Genomic DNA, 19,146 nt, shown 5'->3' with positions numbered 1-19,146 from the left:
ACCATTATGTGACCAGCGAGACCATGCCCGAGCCGCTTCCGCCCGCCGGCCGTCCGAGGCCACACCCCTTTACGCCTGGTTCGTACGGCTATCGCCATCGCGCGGCCGAGAGACGGATCAGGACGCCTGAGCGGAGCGGAGGAACAGGCCCAGCTGCGCGTAGTGCTCCAGCTCGTTGAAATAGACGCGGTAGCTGACGATCAGACCGTCCTCGACCATGCTCGCGCTGCATCCATGGAGGGTGACGCGGCGATGGGTCGGCTCGATGGGCTCCCCGTCGGGCGCCAGGAGCATGCCCCTCTGCGTGCCCGTCATCCGCCATTCGGTCATGGCGAGGTCGTCGCCGGTGACCTTGGTCAAGGACGTGAAGCACAGGTCCGGATACGCGGTGAGCAGGTAGTCGTAGTACGAGCGGATCTGCTCATGACCCTCCGCCATGCCGGCGGCGTTGAAGTACACCGCCTCGGGGCCGAAACATCGGACCACGGCGTCCAGGTCGTGAGAGTTCAGGGCAGCCAGCAGACGATCCGTGACCTCACGCACAACAGACACCGGCGGCCCCTTTCCGTACGGTAACGGTCACGCTACCAAGGGCCCGGTCAAGCACCCCTCGATCGTTGACATGCAGGTCAAAGGGGAGGCCAAGGGCGGATCGGCCGACTGTAGATCCACCCCGACCCCGGATCGAGGCACGAAGGCCGGGTGACCGGAACGCCCCGGCCGCTAGAACGGCAGGCGCGGTTCGGGGCGTTCTCGCTGCGCAGGGCGCCGCGTTCACGACAGAGCCGTGCGGTTGACGCTGGTTCAACACTTTTTCCGTATATATACGGATCTCACTACGGATATTCAACTCCTGGCAGTGGACCTAGCGTCGCGCCCAGACCGGTTCGCCCGGCCCCTCCGCAGAAGGAGTGCCGTGACCTCCCCCCGCCTGCCCCCGTAGCCGCCGCTCCCGCCATGGGAGACATGCCCGCCGGATGAGACGGCCGTGCCCGGCACCGGCGAGAACCCCGTCCATTTCTCTCATCACCCCCCGACTCCCACCGTCCGCGGCCGGGTGCCATCCGGCGGCGAGACCCGCCGAGCCCGCTCACAAGCGGAACGCGGCGTGGGAGGCAGAGAAAGGAAGACGCCCATGAGGCGCAGAGTCCTCCTCGCGGTGACCGCGGCCCTGGCCACGGTCGCCGTTGCGGCACCCACCACTCCCGCGGCGGCGAAGGCCCCGGCCGCGAGCACCGCCCGCCTGTCCGATCCCCGGCAACTCGCGACGGCCGCCGCCGACCAGGCCGTGGCGAGCGGCTTCGACAAGCTGCGCAAGAGGTCGGACGAGAGCTACCGCCGCACCGCCGTGACTCCGAGCGGCGGCGGCATGTACTACGTCACCTACGAGCGCTCGTACAAGGGCCTGCCGGTCGTGGGCGGCGACGCGGTCGTCGTCACCGACTCCGGCGGGCACGTCCGCGACACCGCGGCGGCGGCCTCCACCACCAAGGCCGTGACGACCTCTCCGACGATCACCGCCGACCAGGCGCTGGAGGCGGCGAAGACGAAACTGTCCCGGGTCGACGACAGCGCCGCGCCGCGCCTGGTGGTCCTCGCCTGGGGCGCGGGGCCGCGACTGGCGTGGGAGAGCCTCGTGTCCGGCATCTCGGACGGCAAGCCGAGCAAGCAGCACGTCTTCGTCGACGCGAGCACGGGCGAGGTCGCGGACAGCTACGACGAGGTGCGCGCGGGCACCGGCAACGGCTATTACTACGGCCAGGTCACCCTCGACACGAGCGGCTCCGGCACGTCGTACTCGATGACCGATCCCACCCGCAGCGGCCTGCGCTGCGGCGGCCAGAACGGCTCGGCCTACACGGGAACCGACAACGCGTGGGGCAACGGCTCGGGCACCAACCTGGAGACCGCCTGCGTGGACACGCTCTACGCCGTGCAGCGGGAATGGGACATGCTGAGCTCCTGGCTCGGCCGCAACGGCATCAACGGCAACGGCGGCGGCTTCCCCGCCCGCGTGGGCCTGGCCGACGTCAACGCATACTGGAACGGCAGCTACACCAACTTCGGCCACTCGCAGGACAACGCCCGCCAGGCCACGCAGATCGACGTGGTGGCGCACGAGTTCGGCCACGCCATCTTCCAGACCACACCGGGCGGTGCGGGATCGGGCAACGAGAATGGCGGCCTGAACGAGGCAACGGGCGACGTCTTCGGCGCGCTCACCGAGGCCTACGCCAACAACCCGAACGACCCCCCGGACTACCAGGTGGGCGAGGAGGTCGACCTGGTCGGCGACGGGCCGATCCGGTACATGTACAACCCGTCGCTCGCCGGTGACCCCAACTGCTGGTCGACGTCGATCCCCTCCACCGAGGTGCACTCCGCGGCCGGTCCGCTGAACCACTGGTTCTACCTGCTCGCCGAGGGCTCCTCCCCCGGCGGCGGCAAGCCGAACAGCCCGATCTGCTCGGGCGGCCCCTCGTCGGTCACCGGCATCTCCATCCAGAAGGCCGGCAAGATCTACATGGGCGCCCTGCAGCGCAAGACCTCGACCTGGAAGTACGCCAACGTCAGGTCGGCGTCCCTCGCCGCGGCGGTCGAACTGTACGGCGCGAGCAGCCCCGAGTGCGCCGCCACCAAGGCGGCCTGGAACGCGGTCAGCGTCCCGACGCAGTCGGGCGAGCCCACCTGCAGTTCGTCGAGCAACGACTTCTCCCTGTCGCTGAACCCGACGTCCGGCTCCGTGGCGCCCGGCGGGGCGGCCACCGCCACCGTCGGCACGCAGACCACCGCGGGCAGCGCGCAGACGGTCTCCTTCAGCGCCTCCGGCCTCCCCTCGGGAGCCACGGCGACCTTCACCCCCACGTCGGTGACGTCGGGAGCCTCCTCCACCCTGAGGATCAGCACCGGCACGTCGACGCCCGCGGGGACCTACACCGTCACCGTCACGGGTTCCGGATCGACCGGCACTCACACCGCGGCGTTCTCGCTGACCGTGCAGGGCTCCGGCGGCGCCAGGACGTTCACCAACGGAACCGACTTCACGATCAATGACCTCACGACCATCACCAGCCCGGTCACGTCCACGGCGACGGGCACCGCGGTCTCCCCGGTCCGGGTGAGCGTGACCATCTCGCACACCTGCGCCGAGGACCTGCGGATCCGGCTCCGCGGCCCGAACGGCACGTACTACACGCTCGACACCAGCGGCGGCTCCAGCTGCACGCAGTACGGCACCAGGACCTACTCGGCGCCTGTCTCACAGCAGGCGTCCGGACAGTGGGTCCTCGAGGTGACCGACGAGTACCGCCTCGACACCGGTGTCCTCGACACCTGGAGCATCACCGTCTAGCGCGGCCGACAGAACCGCACGGACAGATCGGTATCGGCAGAACCGCGCTGACAGAACGGCGCTGCGAAACGGCGCCGACAGAACGGCGCCAGGCCCCCGGGACCACCCGTCCCGGGGGTTTCGCCATGCCGGGCCGCTTCGACCCGAGGACGGTTCCAGGAGCCGATCAGCAGTTCAAGGCCATTCATGCGCGCCGTTATGTGCACCGTTCAAGCGCGCCGTTCAAGCGCACCGTTCATGCGGGCGGGGCGACCTGCGTCCGCGAACGTAGACCGAGCTTGCGCAGCACGGTGGCCACGTGGCTCTCCACCGTGCGCGTCGACAGGAAGAGCACATCGGCGATCTCCCTGTTGGTACGGCCGAGCGCGACGAGCCTGGCCACTTCCTTCTCCCGCTCGGAGAGGGCGCCGGCGTTCCCCCTCCTGCCGCGCGGGAGCGGGACCTCGGCGCCGATGTCCCTCAGCGCACGCCTGCAGCGGGCGGCGTCATGCGTCGCGCCGAGCCGGGCGAACCGCTCCGCCAACTCCATGATGGCCGCCGCGGCGCCGCCGTCCCCGAGTGCCAGCCTGGCACGCGCCTCGCCTTCGCCCGCGCGCGCCGCCGCGTACGGCTGGGGCAGGACGGCGTAGGCCTGCTGAGCACGCGCGTAGCAGCCGGCGGCGTCGCCGTGCCTGCGTTCCGCGGCGGCGAGCGCGCCACGGGCCATGTGAAGGGCGGCGTGCGCGGCGGGCGCGACCCTGCCCGCGATCCCGTGGGCGTATTCGGCGACCAGATCCGCCGCCGCCTTCACACGTCCGGCGCAGGCGAACGCGGTCACGGCGGAGGGGACCAGGTAGGCGCCCCAGACCCAGACGCCCTTGCGGCGCAACCGCGCGACGGCGGCCTCGGCCTCCGCGAGTGCGGCGTCGAACTCGCCACGGGCGAGGCGCAGGTCGATGAGCCCTCCGGAGGCGGCCGTCACGATCGGCACGTACCGGGCGTCGGGCGCGTCGAGCCCGGCGGTGTGGAAGTGCTCGGTCGCCTCGTCCCATTCGCCCCTCGCCAGGGCGAGCAGGCCCAGCACCAGCCAGACGTCCACCGCGATCAGCGGGGTCTCTGTGGCCAGCTCCCCCAGGGACGCGGCCCGGTCGCGCAGACCGTCCCACCTCCCGGTCAGCCAGTCTCCGCGGATCGCCGACACGTCGAGGAGGTAGGCCGGGTACTGCGCGCCCGTCTCCACGGCGAGCCGCCTGCCCTCCTGCGCGAACCGTGCGGCCTCGGCGTACAGGCCCAGGGTGATCAGCGAGTCGTGGATGTTGCAGTAGGCGCGCGCGACCTGCCGCCGTACGGCCGTGCGGGCGTCGGCGACGGGCAGCGTGGCGGCCACGGCGAACGCGCGGGGCGAACCGATCCGCATCTCGAAGGAGGCACGGTTGGCCAGCACCGCCGCCGCGAGCTCGGGGCTGTCGGCCGTGGCGACGAGCGCCTCCGCGCGTGACATCCACTCCTCGTGCGTCGCGAGCGACTCGGTCCCCCACGCCGGCATGGCGAGCAACGCCCAGCCGCGGGCGGCGAGCGTCGGCCGTTCGCTCAGCTCGTCGAGGGCGACCATGATCTCCGCACGTCCGGCGGCGGTGTCCCCCGCCTGGTTGGACAGCACCACTCCGAGGTTGAGCCGCACCTCGCCGCGGGCGTCGCGGGACAGGAAGTCGTCGCGCAGGACGTGCCGCAGCAGCCGCACCACCCGCTGGTGGGACAGTCCGGTGGCCGCGAAGCGGCTCAGCATCAGCGCGAGGGGCACCCGGTGGGACGCGGGCAGGTCCGGATCGCCGAGCATGCCCTCGATGACCTCGACGGCGAGCGCGGTGTCGCCGAGCGCGGCGGCGTGCCTGGCCGCGGCCGCTCCGTGGCGCAACCAGGCCTCGGTGTCCTCGGCCTGCCGGGCGTGGAACGCGAGCTGCACCAGCGGCGGCGAGTCCATGGCGCCGAGGGCGGTCATCGCGCGCTCGTGCGCCGAACGGCGATCGGGGCCGGGGATGGCGTCGTACACGGCCTGCTGTGCGAGCGCGTGGCGAAAGCCGTACCGGCCGCCGGGATGCTCGTGCAGGACTCCCGCCCGCAGCGCCTCGCCCAGTCCGGCGGAATGACCGGCGACCGCGGTGATCAGCTGCTCGCCCGCGGGGAGCCGGAGGACCGCCGACGCCTGGACGGCACCCGCCGCGGCGGCGGACAGTCCCGCCATCCGCTCGGCCATCGCCTCGCGCAGAAGCAGCGGAACCCCGACGCGGTCGAGGGCGTCGGGCTCCTCCGCGTCGGGCAGGGACCTGACCATCTCCTCGACCACGAACGGGATGCCCGCCGTGCGTTCGTGCAGGCGGGCGACGAACTCGTGCGGCAGGTCGGGGCGGTCCAGCAGTGCGCAGGCGAGGTTCCCGACATCGGTCATGTCCAGAGGGGCGAGCGACACCACCACGCTGGTCGTGTCCGGCTGGTGCCGGTAGGCGCGTCCCAGGGGCGAGCGGGCCGTGCCCTGGCTCTCCCGCCGGTGCGTCGCCACGACCGCCAGCCCCTCGGGCGGCTGCCCGGTCAGGAATCTCAGCAGATCGCGGGTGCCGTCGTCGGCCCAGTGCAGGTCTTCGATGACCAGTACGGCCGCCCCGACGGCGCCCAGCAGCGCCCGTATCGCGCGGAAGAGCCGGTGCCGTTCGGCCCGCGGGTCGTCCAGGGGTTGTGGGGAGGGCGGCAACACGTCGGCCAGTTCGGGAAGGTGGCCGCGGAGCGCCCCGGTCACCGGGTTGAGCGCCTGGGCCGAGGGCAACCGGCCCGCGACGTCGCGCAGCGCCTCGAAGACGGGCCCGTACGGGAAGGGTTCGCGGATCTGATGGCAGTAACCGAGGAGCACGGCTCTGTCACCTGCGGGGAGCCGGCCGAGCGCGGCACGGACGAGCCGGGTCTTCCCGATGCCCGCCTCGCCCTCCACCAGCACGGCCGCCGGAGGGTGGGTCATGGCATCGGTCAGGATCCGCAGCTCGGAGATGCGTCCGACCAGTGCGGGGGAGGGCACGCTGCTCATCGACCGCTCCAAGGATCGGGTGTGCTGGACCCCCCCGGGACAGTTATCTACGCACCTTCGGCCGAGGTCAACCCCCGAGCGTTACAAGCCTGTTGCGAATGCAGTCAAGTCGCCACGTACGCCGACGGCCCCGCACGTCACCCGCGGCGACTCTGCATCCGCCCGGTGGGCAGGTCTTGTTCAGCCGGCGAGGAACTCCCTGATCGCGGCGGCGAATCCGCCGGCCGCCTCCAGCGGGGTGAAATGGCCGACGCCCGGCAGCGACTCGAAGCGATGATCGGTGAAGAAATCGTCGAGCCTGTCCGCCCAGGCGATGGGGAAGATCGGATCGTGTTCCTGCCAGAGAACCTTGATGGGGGTCGCGAGCCGGTCGCTCCTCTCCGGCGTCTCCTCCCGCGCATAGCTCGTGACCGGATTTCCCGATGAGCGATACCACATGATCGACGCGATGAACGCTCCCGGCGCGGAGTAGACGTCCGTCAAATGGTCGATTCGCGAATCGTCCACTGTGTATCCCGGCCCGGACCAATGGTTCCAGAAATGCTCGAGGTAAGAACGCACGGCGGCCGGATCACCGTCGATCAGATTCTCCGCGAGGGGCAGTTGGTGGAATGACGTGTACCAGAATTCCTTGACCGCCGTCAGGCCGAGAACGCGTTCGCCCGCGCCGGGGAGCGGCGGGGACACCACCAGAGCGCGCACCAGGTCAGGGCGATTCCGGGCGGTCGTCTGCGCGATGAAACTGCCGATGTCGTATCCGGCCAGCACCGCGCCGGTGACGCCGAGTTCGTCGAGAAGCGCGCTGACACCCGCCGCCTGGCCCGCACCGGAATAGAAATCCTCGGGATCGGCCGGATGCTTGTCCGATTCCCCGAATCCACGGAGATCCGGGACGATGAGATCGGCGTGATCCGCCAGAAGCGGAATGAGCTCGTCGTAATCCGTCCGGTCTCCCGGCCACCCATGGAGAAGAACCACAGGCCGGCCGGCACCGTACCGGTCGTAGGCCAGCCGAAACCCCTGAAACGGCGAAGAATACGGCATCGAATCGCCCCCGCCAGACTATTTCGAATTCGTTTCTCGTGTTCCCTTTTCGTCCCCGATGAGAACCTTTCGCGGCGGGGCGGTCGGGTTCGGTCGTAGGCCCGTATCAACCGATCGGATGAGGCGGTCTCGACGTGATAGGCGATGTACTCGAGCGCCGCCCGCCGGGATCATCGGGAACATGGCGATTATCGAAGTGAACAGCCTCAGAAAGTTCTACGGGGGCAGACCCGTCGTGGACGGGGTGTCCTTCGCCGTGGAAGAAGGTGAGATCTTCGGAATTCTCGGCCCGAACGGCGCAGGCAAGACGACGACCGTCGAATGCGTCGAGGGGCTGCGGGTCCCTGACGCCGGCACCGTCAAGGTGGCCGGTCTCCACCCGGTCTCCGACCACGCACAGGTGACCAGGATCCTCGGTGCGCAGTTGCAGGAGAGCGACCTGCAGGCGAAGCTCACGGTACGCGAGGCGCTGGAGCTCTACAGCGCCTTCTACCCGAAGCCGGCCGACTGGGGATCCCTGGCCGAACGGCTCGGCCTCACCGACCGTCTCACCACCCGCTTCGGCAAGCTCTCCGGCGGCCAGAAGCAGCGGCTGTTCATCGCGCTGGCCCTCATCGGCAACCCCAGGATCGTGGTGCTCGACGAGCTCACCACCGGTCTCGACCCGCGCGCCCGCCGCGACACCTGGAAGTTGATCGAGGACGTACGAGACTCGGGTGTGACCGTCCTGCTGGTCACCCACTTCATGGAGGAGGCCCAGCACCTGTGCGACCGCGTCGCCGTGATCAACGCGGGCCGGGTCGCCGCCCTGGACACCCCGACGGGTCTCATCAGCCGCACCGCGTCGTCGACCGTCATCTCGTTCACGCCCTCGCGGCCGCTCGACGACGCCGATCTCACCGCGCTGCCCGCGGTCGCGTCCGTGGAGCAGAAGGACGGGCGCCTGGTCATCAACGGGACCGACGAGACCGTCAACGCGGTGATCTCACTGCTCGCCCGGCACCGGATCACCGCCGAGCGGCTGCGCGTCGCCGACGCCACGCTGGACGACGCGTTCCTCGACCTCACGACCGACCCGACGGACCCGACGGACCCGACGGACCCGACGGACCCGACGGACCCGACGGACCCGACGATGGGCCGCGCCGCGGATCTCACCAAGCAGGAGGCCTGACATGTCCGCATCCACCGCAGTGTTGAAGTCCGAGGCACGGCTCTTCAGCCGCGAGCCGGGAAGCCTGTTCTGGATCGGCGCCTTCCCCACGGTGCTGCTGGTGATCCTCGGCCTGATCCCGTCCTTCCGGGACCCCGACCCGGCGATGGCAGGCCTGCGGACCATCGACCTGTACGTCCCCATCGTCGTGCTTCTCTCCCTGATCATGGCCGGGCTGCAGGCCATGCCGCCCGTCCTCGCCGGCTACCGGGAGCGCGGCATCCTGCGCCGCATGTCGACCACTCCGGTACGGCCCGTGTCGTTGCTGACGACGCAGATCGTCCTGCACGCCGCGGCCGCCCTGTGCTCGGCGGTCATCGCGATGGCCGTGGGCCGTCTCGTCTACGACGTGATGCTCCCCAAGCAGCTCTTCGGCTACGCGCTGGCGCTGGTCCTCGCCACGCTCGGCGCGCTCGCGGCGGGCGCGACGATCGCCGCGGTCTCGCGCACCACGAAGATCACTACCGCCGTCGGCACGGCCGTCTTCTTCCCGGCGATGTTCACGGCGGGCGTCTGGTTCCCGGTCCAGGTCATGCCGGACACCTTGCGGCGCATCGTCGAGCTCACCCCGTTCGGTGCCGCCTCGCAGGCGCTGAACGAGGCGGCGGCGGGCGACTGGCCCAGCTGGTCGCACCTCGGCGTCACGGCACTGTGGACTGTGGTGCTGGTCGCCGCCGCGGCACGCTGGTTCCGCTGGGAGTGACGAAAAGGGAGACTGAACGACGTGTCAGGCGACCGAGTGATCGAAGAGTGGTGGGCCAGCTACTCCCGTTGGGGACCGTACGCCCTGCTGAGCCTGGGGGCGCTGATCGCGCTCGCCTCCGGCGACGCGGTGATGACCCGCGGTGAGATGTACCCGACGGCTGTGCTCACCGCGGCGGCCTTCGCTCTGCAGCTGGCCTGGAGCAGGATCAGCCCGGGCCTGCCACTCCGCGGCCTGGCGAGCGGGACCTACTACTGGGTCCGGTTCGCGCTCAGCTTCGCGCTCACCTGGCTGAACCCGTTCTTCGCCGTGTACGCGGTGGTCGGGTACTTCGACGCCGACCGCCTGTTGCCGCGCCGGGCAGTACGCGTCGGGCTGCTCGCCACGGCCGTGACCATGGCGGGTTCCCAGTCCGGCGGGCTGCCTCCTCCCAGTGGCCTGCAGTGGATCGCCTTCGGCGCGCTCTACCTGCTCAACGCCTCGCTCGTCATCCTCTTCGGCAAGCTCGGGGCCAAAGAGCTTGAGAACGCCAACGCCAAGGCGGCCACCATCACGGAGCTGGAGCGCACCAACGCCCGTCTTGAGCAGGCCCTGGAGGAGAACGCCGGGCTGCACGCCCAACTGCTCGTCCAGGCCCGCGAGGCGGGCGTCAACGACGAACGCCGGCGGCTGGCCGCCGAGATCCACGACACCATCGCGCAGGGCCTGGCCGGCATCATCACCCAGCTCCAGGCGGCCACCGACAGCGCCGACCCCGCGGTCGCCCGCGACCACGTCGAGCGCGCCGCGGCCCTCGCACGCCACAGCCTGGGAGAGGCCCGCCGCTCGGTCCAGGACCTCGGCCCGGAAGCACTGGAGCACGACACGCTCCCCGAGGCACTGAAGAACATCGTCGCGACATGGTCGGCCTCGACGGGCGTACGGGCCGAGTTCACCGTCACCGGCACCGTCGAGGCGCTGCACGACGAGGTCGAGGCCACCGTGCTCCGCATCGCCCAGGAGACACTCGCCAACGCCGGCAGGCACGCCGACGCCACACGGGTCGGCGTCACCCTGTCGTACATGGACGACGAGGTCAGCCTGGACGTCCGCGACGACGGGCGCGGCTTCGACCCGCACGCGCTGCCCCGGCGTGAGACCGCCCGCGGCTTCGGCCTCGGCGGCATGCGCGCCCGCGCGGAACGCATCGCCGGGACCGTCGACATCGAGTCCGAGCCGGGGCATGGCACGGCCATCTCGGCTCGCGTACCGTTGGTGCGCCATGGCTGAGCGCACCATCACCCTCCTGATCGTCGACGACCATCCCGTCGTGCGTAACGGGCTGCGCGGCATGTTCGCCGCATCTCCCGACTTCGAGGTCCTCGGCGAGGCCTCCGACGGAGCCGAAGCGGTCGCGCTCGCCGCGATGCTCGACCCCGACGTGGTCCTGATGGACCTGCGGATGCCGGGCGGCGGCGGTGTCGACGCCATCGCCGAGCTGACCCGCCGCGGCCTGCGCTGCGAGGTGCTCGTGCTCACCACGTACGACACGGACTCCGACACTCTTCCCGCGATCGAGGCGGGCGCCACCGGCTACCTGCTCAAGGACGCGCCGCGCGACGAGCTGTTCACCGCCGTGCGGGCGGCCGCGGAAGGCAAGACGGTGTTGTCGCCGGCCATCGCCTCACGCCTGGTCTCGCGCGTGAGAGCCCCGGGCAACGAGCCCCTGAGCACCCGCGAACGTGAGGTGCTCATCCTCGTCGCCAAGGGCACGTCCAACCGTGAGATCGCCGCTGTGCTGTTCATCAGCGAGGCGACCGTCAAGACCCATCTCACCCATCTCTACGGGAAGCTGGGGGTCAAGGACCGGGCCGCGGCCGTCGCGGTCGCCTACGAGCGGGGCATCCTCGGCTGAGCCCGCCTGGACGGCTGGCCCCGGGCCGTACGGCTGAGCCTGCCCGAACTCCCCCGTGCCATGCGGGACGACCGTGGACCGGGTCATCTCCACGAATCCACGCCCACGGCACGCTCACGTCCGGCCCGGTCGTCGTCCTTCCTCGCGCCGCGACGCGGATCTCCGGCCCGCTGCCGAGCAGACGATCCGCGTGAACTCGAAACCGCCCTGCCGCAGAGACATGGGTGTCCGATGTCGCGACGACGGGAGGAAGTCAATGAACCGGTTACATCAGGCCGCTCCGCTGTGGTGACGATGGCGGTGACGCGGGACGCGGATGACGCCGCCGTCATCGAGGCGTCCTGGCGGGACACCGAGAAGTTCGCCGTGCTGTACGACCGGTATTCGGCCCAGCTCTACCGGTACGCCTATCGCCGGGTCGGCCCTGAGCATGCCGAGGACGTCGTCGCCGAGACCTTCCTCGCGGCGTTCCGGCAACGCCGGAAGTACGACCTCAGCAGGCCGGACGCCCGGCCGTGGCTGTTCGGCATCGTCACCAGGGAGATCGCCCGGCGGCGGCGGGCCGAGGAGGCCCGTTACCGGACGCTGGCCCGGTCCGGCTCCGGCGAGGTCGTGGACGGATTCGCCGACCAGGTCGCCGCCGCCGTGACCGCCCAGGCGCTGCGCGGCCCGCTGGCCCAGGCCGTGGGACGGCTGTCCCCCGCCGACCGCGACGTGCTGCTGCTCGTCGCCTGGAGTCAGTTCACGTACGAGGAGGTCGCCGAGACGTTGCAGATCAAGATCGGCACGGTCCGCTCACGACTGCACCGGGCGCGGCGGCGGGTCCGGGAAGCACTCGGCGGAAGCAACCCCACCACAGCGATCGAGGAGGTTCGATGAACGAGCTGAAGACTCTGGACGACCTGGGCACGGCACTGGATCCGGCCTCCGCCTCCCCGCCCGAGCGGCTCAGGCGGCGGGTGCTGGCCGAGACGGCCCGGGAGACGGGCCGCGCCGGGTTCCGGCTGCCGCGGTTGACGATGCCCACGATGGGCTGGCGGATCGCCGCGGCGGGTGGCCTGGCCGCTGCACTGACGGCCGGTGTGCTGACGACCCAGGTGGTGAACGTCGGCGGGAACCCGCCGGCGTCGACCGCCTCGGCGGCGGTGCGGATCCTGCAGGGCGCCGCGTCGGAGGCGCGGAACCGGCCGGCGGTGGCGGTCCGGGGCGACCAGTTCGTCTACGCGGAGTCGATCACCACGGCGATCGGGATGTCCCAGGGGCAGGGCAGCGGCCCGGGAGACATGACCGTCATCTCCCAGCGGCGCCAGGCCTGGTTGTCGGTCGACGGCACGCAGGACGGAATGATCCGTGAGCGGCCGGGGTCCGGCGGCGGCACGGCGAAGGTCATGGAGATGCCGGGTTGCCGCGACGGGATCCGCGTCTGGGACAAGGGCGGGAAGGTGGGCACCCAGCCCTGCGAGCCGGAGGCCCACTACAGGAGGGATCTGCCGACGGACGCGGACGGCATGCTGGCCGAACTCCGCCGGGCCGGCGGCGACACCAGGAATCCCCGGGACCAGGACGCGTTCAACGCGGCAGGCGACCTGATCCGCGAGGCGTACATCGCTCCCGCCTCGCTGGCCGCGGTGTTCGACGCGGTGGCGAGGATTCCGGGGGTGACGGTGGTCGGCGAGGTGACGGACGAGGCGGGCCGTACCGGGGTCGCGGTGGCGCTGACCCAGGTGCAGGGATCCAGGACCGAGCTGATCTTCGACGCGCGCACCCACGCCTTCCTCGGCGAGCGCTCGACCCAGGTTCGGAACCAGGACGGGCTCAAGGCCGGTCAGGTGCTCGACTCCACCGCGGTCCTCAAGATCGCGATCGTGGACCGGGCAGGCCAGACCTCCTGAGGATCCGGATCCGGCACTGCGACGGATCCGTGCCTCCCCGTCGCGTGGACGCGGGCTGAGACGATCGGGATACTTGCGGGTCTCGGCGGACGACGGCGCCGGGGACGACCGGACGTCGCGAACGACCGTAGAAGGACGGAGCCGTAAGCGCATGGCATCGCTCCCAGGTTCGGTCCAGTTGCCCGACGGCGTCTGGATCCGCGGTCGCGGACTACGCGATCCCCAGCCCGACGGCCCCGTACCCGACTTCGGCCTCTACCTCGGCGCCGCCATCCTCCGGCGGCGCCACGAGGCGGCCTTGACCTGGCCGCACGAGTGGGTCTCCTGGCCGGACTTCCTGCTCCCCCTGGACCGGGACGCCGCCGCCCGTTCCATCATCGGGCTGCACGACCGCGCACGATCCGGCCTCGGCGTCGAAGTCGCCTGCAACGGAGGCATCGGCCGGACCGGCACCGCCATCGCCTGCCTGGCCACCCGCACAGGTCTTTCACCCCGTGATGCGGTCAGGTGGACCCGGGCGAACTACCACCACCGGGCGGTCGAAACGCCCTGGCAACGTCGCTGGGTGGCGTGGTTCTCCACCTCCGCCGCGTCCTGACCTGAACCGGCCGCCGACGCCGGACGGTCCACCACCGACCTGTCGTGGCAACGGCGCTGACACCCGCGACCTCGCCGTGTCCCGTACGGCCTGCCGTACGGGACACGGCGAGATGTGAGGCCCCCGGCGTCAGGATTCCGGCTGGACGTCCGTGCCATAGATCGGGTTGTAGTTCAGATGTTCGCGGGTGACCAGCAACCGCACCGCCCCCGCGCTGAACGACTCGGCCTCCCAGACGGTCCAGTCATCTCCCACCTGGTCGGCCGCCAGGGGCGCCAGCGAGTAGCCCTTGCCGGGTCCGACAGGTTCCACGAGAGCGAACGCGACGGTCAGACCCCGCTTACGCACCTCGGTCATGACCTGGCCGACCGGGCGTCCGTGCACCTCGGCTCCGGCGAGATCCTCCCCCGCGGCTGTGGCACGCCCCGGGTTGTCGTAGGTCTCACCCGGCCGAGCCTGGCGTCCCAGCTTGAACCATGACCTCCCCGTCAGGTCGGCCGGAAGCCGGAGCAGCAGATAGCAGCCCTTCTCCCCTGCCTTGCACACCTGCTCGTCCCGGTCCACCATCGCCGAGGTCGTCTTCGTCGTCACCCCGGCTTCGGTCTCGAAGCCCGCCGAGACGACCAACCCCACCTGGCTTGGGGGGACGGGGACGATGAGCAGTTCCACATCCAGGCCGACCGCCTGGAACGCCTTGCTGAACTTCTGGTGGTCGGCGAAGGGATCCTTGATGCGGGCGACGTACTCGTCCCCCTCCCGCTGGATCTCGATCTCCGAGCTGGCGTAGGAACTCGCAGCCCCGCCGCCGTCCTGCAACAGGCTCGGACCGACGACGATGCCCGTGGCGAGCAGTGCGGCGGCGGCCAGGCTCACGGCCAGGCGGCGGAAGCCGTACCGGCGCCGCGGCTCCACGACGGCCGCGACGGGCTCCTCCTCCATGATCGAGGCCAGCAACGTCCGCGCCCCCGCGTCGGACGGGCGGCCTCCCGGCCTTCCGGGCTGAACCCGGGGCAGCGATCTCATCAGGATTTCGATGTCTGTCACAGTGGCCTCTCCGCCGGGACCAGCCGGCTCTCGGAGGTGACGCACACGCCCGCCTCGGTGAGCGCGCGTGAGAAGCGCCCGCGGGCGCGATGGAGCCTGATGCGTACGGCGTTGCGGGACAGCCCGAGAGCCGTGGCGATCTCCTGACGGTCCAGGCCCTCCCACGCGACCAGTGACAGCAGCTCACGGTCGTCATCAGGCAGGGTGCGGAACACCTGGGCGATCGCCGCCAGCTCTAGTCCGCTGTCCGGGGAGTTCCCGTAGAGGTCGGCCATCTCGGCGTCGAGTTCGGCACTGCGCGCCTGGCGGCGCACCTCACCGCGCCGGTGGTTGGACAGCACGTTTCGAGCGACGCCGTACAGCCAGAGTGTGGCCTCTTGTCCCCGCGGCATTTCGTCGATCCGCCGCCAGGCGATGGCGAAGGTCTCCGCCACCACGTCCGCCGCGTCCTGCGGCGAATCGCAGCGGCGCGCGGCGTAGGCCGTGATCTGGCCGTACGCCCCTTTGTAAACGGCCTCGAATCTGGCCGGCCGTTCGTCATCCATGGGCGGTTCCCACGAGAGGTCTCCCTTGTGTCAGCGCGAAATGCGGACACCCTCCCTATGTGCGGACCGAACCCATCATTTCTCGCAGACCCCGCAGAATCTCGGCACGCCGAAAGCCCGCATGGCCTGAACCGGCGTCTGGACCGACGCCTGGACCGATGTCTGGACTGACGCCTGAACCGGCGTCTGGACCGGCACGGCGGAAGACGCGGTCAGTCGTCCAGCCGGAAGGCGAGCTCGGTCTCCCACTTGCCCATGTCGGGCTCCACCGCGGGATCGGTCTTGTACAGCTCGAGCCTGCACCCCCACCGCTCGCCCTCGGAGGTCGGCGCCATGTCCCACCGCAGGTCGCGCTCCGCGGCCCATCGCAGTAGTTCCGCGGTGACGTCCATCAGGTCGTCGGGGTGGCCGACATGGGTGACGCTGACATAACGTCCCGCGGGCAGCACCCCCGAAAGGATCACGCCGTCGCCCGGCACGACGTCCGTCACGGGCACGCCCGCCTCCATCTCCAGGATCCCGTCCATGTCGATGACGTTGAACCTGAAGAAGGGAGCTCCTGCCGGCGCGAGCCCGCGTGCGGCCATCCAGCCGAAGATCTCAGGAAAACGGTCGGCGATCTCGGCGATGGTGTCCATGGTGACCTGGCGCCTGATCGCCACGTACGGCTGCTCGGCACGGGCAACGAGTGTGGGTTGCGACATCCGCGTCCTCCCGGCTCACGCCCGAAGGATCTCCGGGGCTTCGGTCAGAATGCCACCGATGCCCCGGATCCGGCCGGGAAACTCCCGATGCCGTCAGCCGGCCCCGCGGGAAAACTCCTGATGCCGTCAGCCGTCCCCGCGGGAAAACTCTTGATGCCGTCAGCGAACCCCGGACGACGCCGCGGCCGCCTTCGTGGCGACGGGCGAACGGCTACGATCCCAGGGAGTTGATCGTTCGATCTGACAACATCCGCCCCCGATCGAGGGATGTAGTCACCGTGACCGACGGCGATGACCATTTGGCCGATTCCAGGCGCCGCGTTCTCGTGGTGACGGATTCCGTCGCCCCCCGCGCCGACGGGATAGCCTCCTCGACCGACTCGATGATCCGTGGCCTCGTCGAGGAGAAATGCGCCGTCGCACTCATCGCACCTGGCCGGCGCAACACCAGCGGAACGGACACACGCGGTGTCGTCCGTTGGGATGTGCGATCGTTTCCGACCCCAGTGGACGGCTACCCGCTGTCCCTGGTCTCCGTGGCGTGGATCGCCCGGAGGATCCGGGAGTTCCGCCCTGATGTGCTCTCCATTCAGACCATCGGCCCTCTGGGAGTCGCGGCACTCCGCGCAGCTCGCCGGACCCGGATCCCCGCCGCTCTGTCCTGGCACACCGATTTCGAGGCCTACGTCGAGAAGTATCCGCTCGGGTGGCTGTTCGCCCTGCCGGCCGCTCTCAGCGTGGACAACGACCAGGACCGCCCGTCGCGGCGGGAGATCCTGTCCGCGAGCGCCCGGCGGGAACCTCATGCGTTCCGGAAGATCCTCGCGAGAGGGGCCGGCGCGGCCGATCTGCTGATCGTCCCGTCGGCGAAGACGGCCCAGTACACCGACCTGCTGGGCATCGAATCCCCGGTGTTCATCCTGCCGACGGGCGTCGAGGCGTCGGAGATCAGCGGGGAGACGCTGCCGGAGGACGTCCGGTCGTCCGTCGAAGGTCGTCCACAGGGATCGCGCATCGTCTATGTCGGACGCATGAGCCGGGAGAAGGGGCTCGACTTCCTCCTGGACGCGTTTCACCACGTGGTGGCCCGGCGTGGCGACGCGACGCTGATCCTCATCGGCCCCTGCAAGGATCGCGCCACCGGAATCCGGCTGGACGCCGCCAAGGAACGCCTCGGCTCCAACCTCGTCATCACGGGCGGCGTGAGCCGCAGGGCCCTGATGGACCTCTATCGCCGGGTGAACGTGTTCGCGACCGCTTCGGTGACGGAGACCCAGGGGATCGCGGCGTGGGAGGCGTCCCTCGCGGGGCTTCCCGTCGTCGCGAGAGACGGCTCTCTGCGCGGCGAGACACCCGGTGTCTTCGAAGACATGGAGGCGGGGTTCCGTGAGCCCGCGGAGTTCGGCGACGGAATACTGCGATTCCTCGACGACCCTCCCCCCGTGAGAACACGTGATCACGTCGGGCTTCCCGCCGCGGAACGCGCACGCCTGTTCCTGGAGGCGGTCGCCCTCAGGTCGTCTCCCGGCTCGGACGTCGCCGCGTCCTGGACCTGCCCCGACGGGGTCTGGAAGCCTGATCACAGCGGCTGAGACATGAAGTCGGGGCGACGCTCGAACCGATCCCGGTACCGACCGGTCGCGGTGGACCGCGGCGGGAGGTCGCTCCTGGCGTGGTTGACCCTGACACAGTGTGAGGCCATAGACCGGGAGGCGTCATGTTCAGTATCGGAGACTTCGCCCGCCTCGGCCGCGTGTCCGTGCGCATGTTGCGGCACTACGACGCGCTCGGACTGCTGCGGCCCGCCCGGGTCGACCAGGCCACCGGCTACCGCTACTACGAGGCGGGGCAGCTGTCCCGGCTCAACCGGCTGCTCGCGCTCAAGGACCTCGGCCTCAGCCTCCATGAGGTGGGGCAGATCCTCGAGGAGAAGGTCGGCTTGGACGAGTTGCGCGGCATGTTGCGGCTCCGCCAGGCGGAACTGGAGGCTCAGGTGGCCGACGACACGGCGCGGCTGGCCAGGGTCGAGGCGAGGCTCCGGATGATCGAAACGGAGGGCGTCATGCCCGCAGACGTCGTGATCAAGAGTGTCCCCGCGATCCGCCTCGCCGAGCTCAGCGATACGGCGGAGAGCTACGAGTCCAGCAAGATCGGCCCCGTGGTCCAGGCTCTGTACGCGGACCTGACCAAACGGCTGGGGGAAGCCGGACTCGTCATCACTGGCCCGGCGGTCGCCCACTATGAGCCGGTCCCCGAAGGCGTGCGGGTGCATGCCGGAGCCCCGGTGAACATGGAGCCGGGCAAGTCCTATGACTTCGACGTCGTCGACCTGCCCGCCATCGAGCAGGCGGCCACGATCATCCACCACGGGCCGATGGACGATGTGAGCAGCACTTACGGGCAGCTCGCCAGGTGGATGGAGGACAACGGCCATCGCAGCTCCGGCGTCGCCCGCGAGGTCTACCTCAAGTACGGCGACGGCGACCCCGCGACCTGGGTGACCGAACTGCAGGAAGCCGTCACCCGCCCCGCATAGCGGCCGCGGGGATGGGTCAGGCGGCCTGATCGGTGACGGGGTCGAGGTAGGCGACGTCGCTGACGGCCACGTACAGGCGCCAGCTGATGCTGCGGGTCCTGGCGACCACGGTCACCCGCACACCGTGGTCAGCGAGCCACCGCGCCAGGTCCGTGAAGTAGCCGTCACCCGATCCGATGACGACGCGTTCGAACCGCAGATCCACCCGGTCGGCCCGTGCCGCCTCGGACAGCGCACTGTCGGCCCCGTCGGGGCCGGAACGCATCAGCAACTGCACGCCGTGGAACGCGAGGCCGACCCCGACGACCGCGTTGTGATTGACCGCCACGACGAACTGGTCCATCTCCCCGATCGGCACCAGCCGCCGATAGGCGGCCATGACCTGCTCGGCCTCGGCCGTGCCGGGACGGGCGGAGCCCGCCAGGTTCTCGATGTCCAAAAGATGGATGGCACGTCCCTGTCGCAGAGATCGCATCGCTCACTCCCATCACCAGCGTTGTGCCATGAAACAGTAATGCTGGAAATCCGTGGAAGCAAGTGGAATCTCTAGGTTTCCCGTGGGACCTCTG

Annotated in this window: 17 protein-coding genes; 10 read left to right on the top strand and 7 right to left on the bottom strand. The window is 70.2% G+C overall.

Annotated elements, in window-relative coordinates; genetic code table 11:
• Nucleotides 1-117 precede the first annotated feature (117 nt).
• Nucleotides 118-552, bottom strand: a complete 435-nt coding sequence (locus Psi02_RS17205; RefSeq protein ID WP_203975271.1) for an ester cyclase — start codon at nt 550-552, stop codon at nt 118-120.
• A 583-nt stretch (nt 553-1,135) separates the two neighbouring features.
• On the opposite strand from Psi02_RS17205, the gene Psi02_RS17200 reads away from it, so the two are divergent.
• Entirely contained in the window at nt 1,136-3,352 is a 2,217-nt protein-coding gene (locus Psi02_RS17200) for a M4 family metallopeptidase (RefSeq protein WP_203975269.1), read from the top strand.
• 235 nt (nt 3,353-3,587) lie between these two features.
• Here the strand turns inward: Psi02_RS17200 and Psi02_RS17195 are convergent, their stop codons facing one another.
• Both Psi02_RS17195 and Psi02_RS17190 read right to left on the bottom strand, forming a co-directional pair.
• Nucleotides 3,588-6,404, bottom strand: a complete 2,817-nt coding sequence (locus Psi02_RS17195) for an ATP-binding protein (RefSeq protein ID WP_203975267.1) — start codon at nt 6,402-6,404, stop codon at nt 3,588-3,590.
• Between the two features lie 180 nt (nt 6,405-6,584).
• Nucleotides 6,585-7,382 (bottom strand): alpha/beta fold hydrolase, encoded by a 798-nt coding sequence (locus Psi02_RS17190; RefSeq protein WP_203975265.1) that lies wholly within the window; start codon nt 7,380-7,382, stop codon nt 6,585-6,587.
• Between the two features lie 247 nt (nt 7,383-7,629).
• Here Psi02_RS17190 and Psi02_RS17185 point away from each other — a divergent pair, with 247 nt between their 5' ends.
• The 7 genes from Psi02_RS17185 (at nt 7,630) to Psi02_RS17155 (ending at nt 13,748) form a co-directional block, all read left to right on the top strand.
• A complete protein-coding gene (locus tag Psi02_RS17185) occupies nt 7,630-8,622 on the top strand; it encodes an ABC transporter ATP-binding protein (protein WP_203975263.1) in 993 nt (330 codons plus the stop codon).
• Nucleotide 8,623: 1 nt separating this feature from the next.
• Complete coding sequence (locus Psi02_RS17180; RefSeq protein WP_203975261.1) at nt 8,624-9,364, top strand: ABC transporter permease; 741 nt, start codon at nt 8,624-8,626, stop codon at nt 9,362-9,364.
• Between the two features lie 21 nt (nt 9,365-9,385).
• Nucleotides 9,386-10,633: a sensor histidine kinase gene (locus Psi02_RS17175; protein WP_239094953.1), complete on the top strand. Its 1,248-nt coding sequence runs from the start codon at nt 9,386-9,388 to the stop codon at nt 10,631-10,633.
• A complete protein-coding gene (locus Psi02_RS17170; protein ID WP_203975258.1) occupies nt 10,626-11,258 on the top strand; it encodes a response regulator in 633 nt (210 codons plus the stop codon). The genes Psi02_RS17175 and Psi02_RS17170 overlap by 8 nt, the downstream gene beginning before the upstream one ends.
• Before the next feature lie 294 nt (nt 11,259-11,552).
• Nucleotides 11,553-12,137, top strand: coding sequence for an RNA polymerase sigma factor (locus tag Psi02_RS17165; protein WP_203975256.1), 585 nt, complete (start codon nt 11,553-11,555; stop codon nt 12,135-12,137).
• Entirely contained in the window at nt 12,134-13,150 is a 1,017-nt protein-coding gene (locus tag Psi02_RS17160; RefSeq protein WP_203975254.1) for a CU044_5270 family protein, read from the top strand. The genes Psi02_RS17165 and Psi02_RS17160 overlap by 4 nt, the downstream gene beginning before the upstream one ends.
• 151 nt (nt 13,151-13,301) lie before the next feature.
• Nucleotides 13,302-13,748 carry a protein-tyrosine phosphatase family protein gene (locus tag Psi02_RS17155; protein WP_203975252.1) on the top strand — a complete coding sequence of 149 codons (447 nt, stop codon included), beginning with the start codon at nt 13,302-13,304 and terminating at the stop codon, nt 13,746-13,748.
• A 129-nt stretch (nt 13,749-13,877) separates the two neighbouring features.
• On the opposite strand, the gene Psi02_RS17150 is transcribed toward Psi02_RS17155, so the two are convergent.
• The 3 genes from Psi02_RS17150 to Psi02_RS17140 form a co-directional block, all read right to left on the bottom strand.
• On the bottom strand, nt 13,878-14,792 hold the full coding sequence (locus Psi02_RS17150) for a hypothetical protein (RefSeq protein WP_203975245.1): 915 nt from the start codon (nt 14,790-14,792) through the stop codon (nt 13,878-13,880).
• Entirely contained in the window at nt 14,789-15,337 is a 549-nt protein-coding gene (locus tag Psi02_RS17145) for an RNA polymerase sigma factor (protein WP_203975243.1), read from the bottom strand. Before Psi02_RS17145 ends, Psi02_RS17150 begins: the two co-directional genes overlap by 4 nt.
• A gap of 212 nt (nt 15,338-15,549) precedes the next feature.
• Entirely contained in the window at nt 15,550-16,041 is a 492-nt protein-coding gene (locus Psi02_RS17140; protein WP_203975241.1) for a GyrI-like domain-containing protein, read from the bottom strand.
• Nucleotides 16,042-16,319: 278 nt separating this feature from the next.
• Here Psi02_RS17140 and Psi02_RS17135 point away from each other — a divergent pair, with 278 nt between their 5' ends.
• Together Psi02_RS17135 and Psi02_RS17130 are read left to right on the top strand one after the other, a co-directional pair.
• Nucleotides 16,320-17,633, top strand: a complete 1,314-nt coding sequence (locus tag Psi02_RS17135; protein ID WP_203975236.1) for a glycosyltransferase — start codon at nt 16,320-16,322, stop codon at nt 17,631-17,633.
• Between the two features lie 125 nt (nt 17,634-17,758).
• Entirely contained in the window at nt 17,759-18,577 is an 819-nt protein-coding gene (locus tag Psi02_RS17130) for a MerR family transcriptional regulator (RefSeq protein WP_203975234.1), read from the top strand.
• Between the two features lie 16 nt (nt 18,578-18,593).
• Here Psi02_RS17130 and Psi02_RS17125 read toward each other — a convergent pair whose 3' ends face one another.
• Nucleotides 18,594-19,052: an NYN domain-containing protein gene (locus Psi02_RS17125; RefSeq protein ID WP_203975232.1), complete on the bottom strand. Its 459-nt coding sequence runs from the start codon at nt 19,050-19,052 to the stop codon at nt 18,594-18,596.
• Nucleotides 19,053-19,146: the final 94 nt, after the last annotated feature.

Source organism: Planotetraspora silvatica (assembly GCF_016863315.1).
Taxonomy (GTDB): domain Bacteria; phylum Actinomycetota; class Actinomycetes; order Streptosporangiales; family Streptosporangiaceae; genus Planotetraspora; species Planotetraspora silvatica.
Note: the sequence above shows the minus strand (reverse complement) of the source record. Positions and strands in the feature narration are given on the sequence as shown.

What these genes read in the sequence shown, in the direction of transcription:
- Psi02_RS17200 (WP_203975269.1), top strand. Translation starts at nt 1,136, where the DNA reads ATGAGGCGCAGAGTCCTCCTCGCGGTGACCGCGGCCCTGGCCACGGTC.
- Psi02_RS17195 (WP_203975267.1), bottom strand. Translation starts at nt 6,404, where the DNA reads ATGAGCAGCGTGCCCTCCCCCGCACTGGTCGGACGCATCTCCGAGCTG.
- Psi02_RS17185 (WP_203975263.1), top strand. Translation starts at nt 7,630, where the DNA reads ATGGCGATTATCGAAGTGAACAGCCTCAGAAAGTTCTACGGGGGCAGA.
- Psi02_RS17180 (WP_203975261.1), top strand. Translation starts at nt 8,624, where the DNA reads ATGTCCGCATCCACCGCAGTGTTGAAGTCCGAGGCACGGCTCTTCAGC.
- Psi02_RS17170 (WP_203975258.1), top strand. Translation starts at nt 10,626, where the DNA reads ATGGCTGAGCGCACCATCACCCTCCTGATCGTCGACGACCATCCCGTC.
- Psi02_RS17165 (WP_203975256.1), top strand. Translation starts at nt 11,553, where the DNA reads ATGGCGGTGACGCGGGACGCGGATGACGCCGCCGTCATCGAGGCGTCC.
- Psi02_RS17160 (WP_203975254.1), top strand. Translation starts at nt 12,134, where the DNA reads ATGAACGAGCTGAAGACTCTGGACGACCTGGGCACGGCACTGGATCCG.
- Psi02_RS17155 (WP_203975252.1), top strand. Translation starts at nt 13,302, where the DNA reads ATGGCATCGCTCCCAGGTTCGGTCCAGTTGCCCGACGGCGTCTGGATC.
- Psi02_RS17145 (WP_203975243.1), bottom strand. Translation starts at nt 15,337, where the DNA reads ATGGATGACGAACGGCCGGCCAGATTCGAGGCCGTTTACAAAGGGGCG.
- Psi02_RS17140 (WP_203975241.1), bottom strand. Translation starts at nt 16,041, where the DNA reads ATGTCGCAACCCACACTCGTTGCCCGTGCCGAGCAGCCGTACGTGGCG.
- Psi02_RS17130 (WP_203975234.1), top strand. Translation starts at nt 17,759, where the DNA reads ATGTTCAGTATCGGAGACTTCGCCCGCCTCGGCCGCGTGTCCGTGCGC.
- Psi02_RS17125 (WP_203975232.1), bottom strand. Translation starts at nt 19,052, where the DNA reads ATGCGATCTCTGCGACAGGGACGTGCCATCCATCTTTTGGACATCGAG.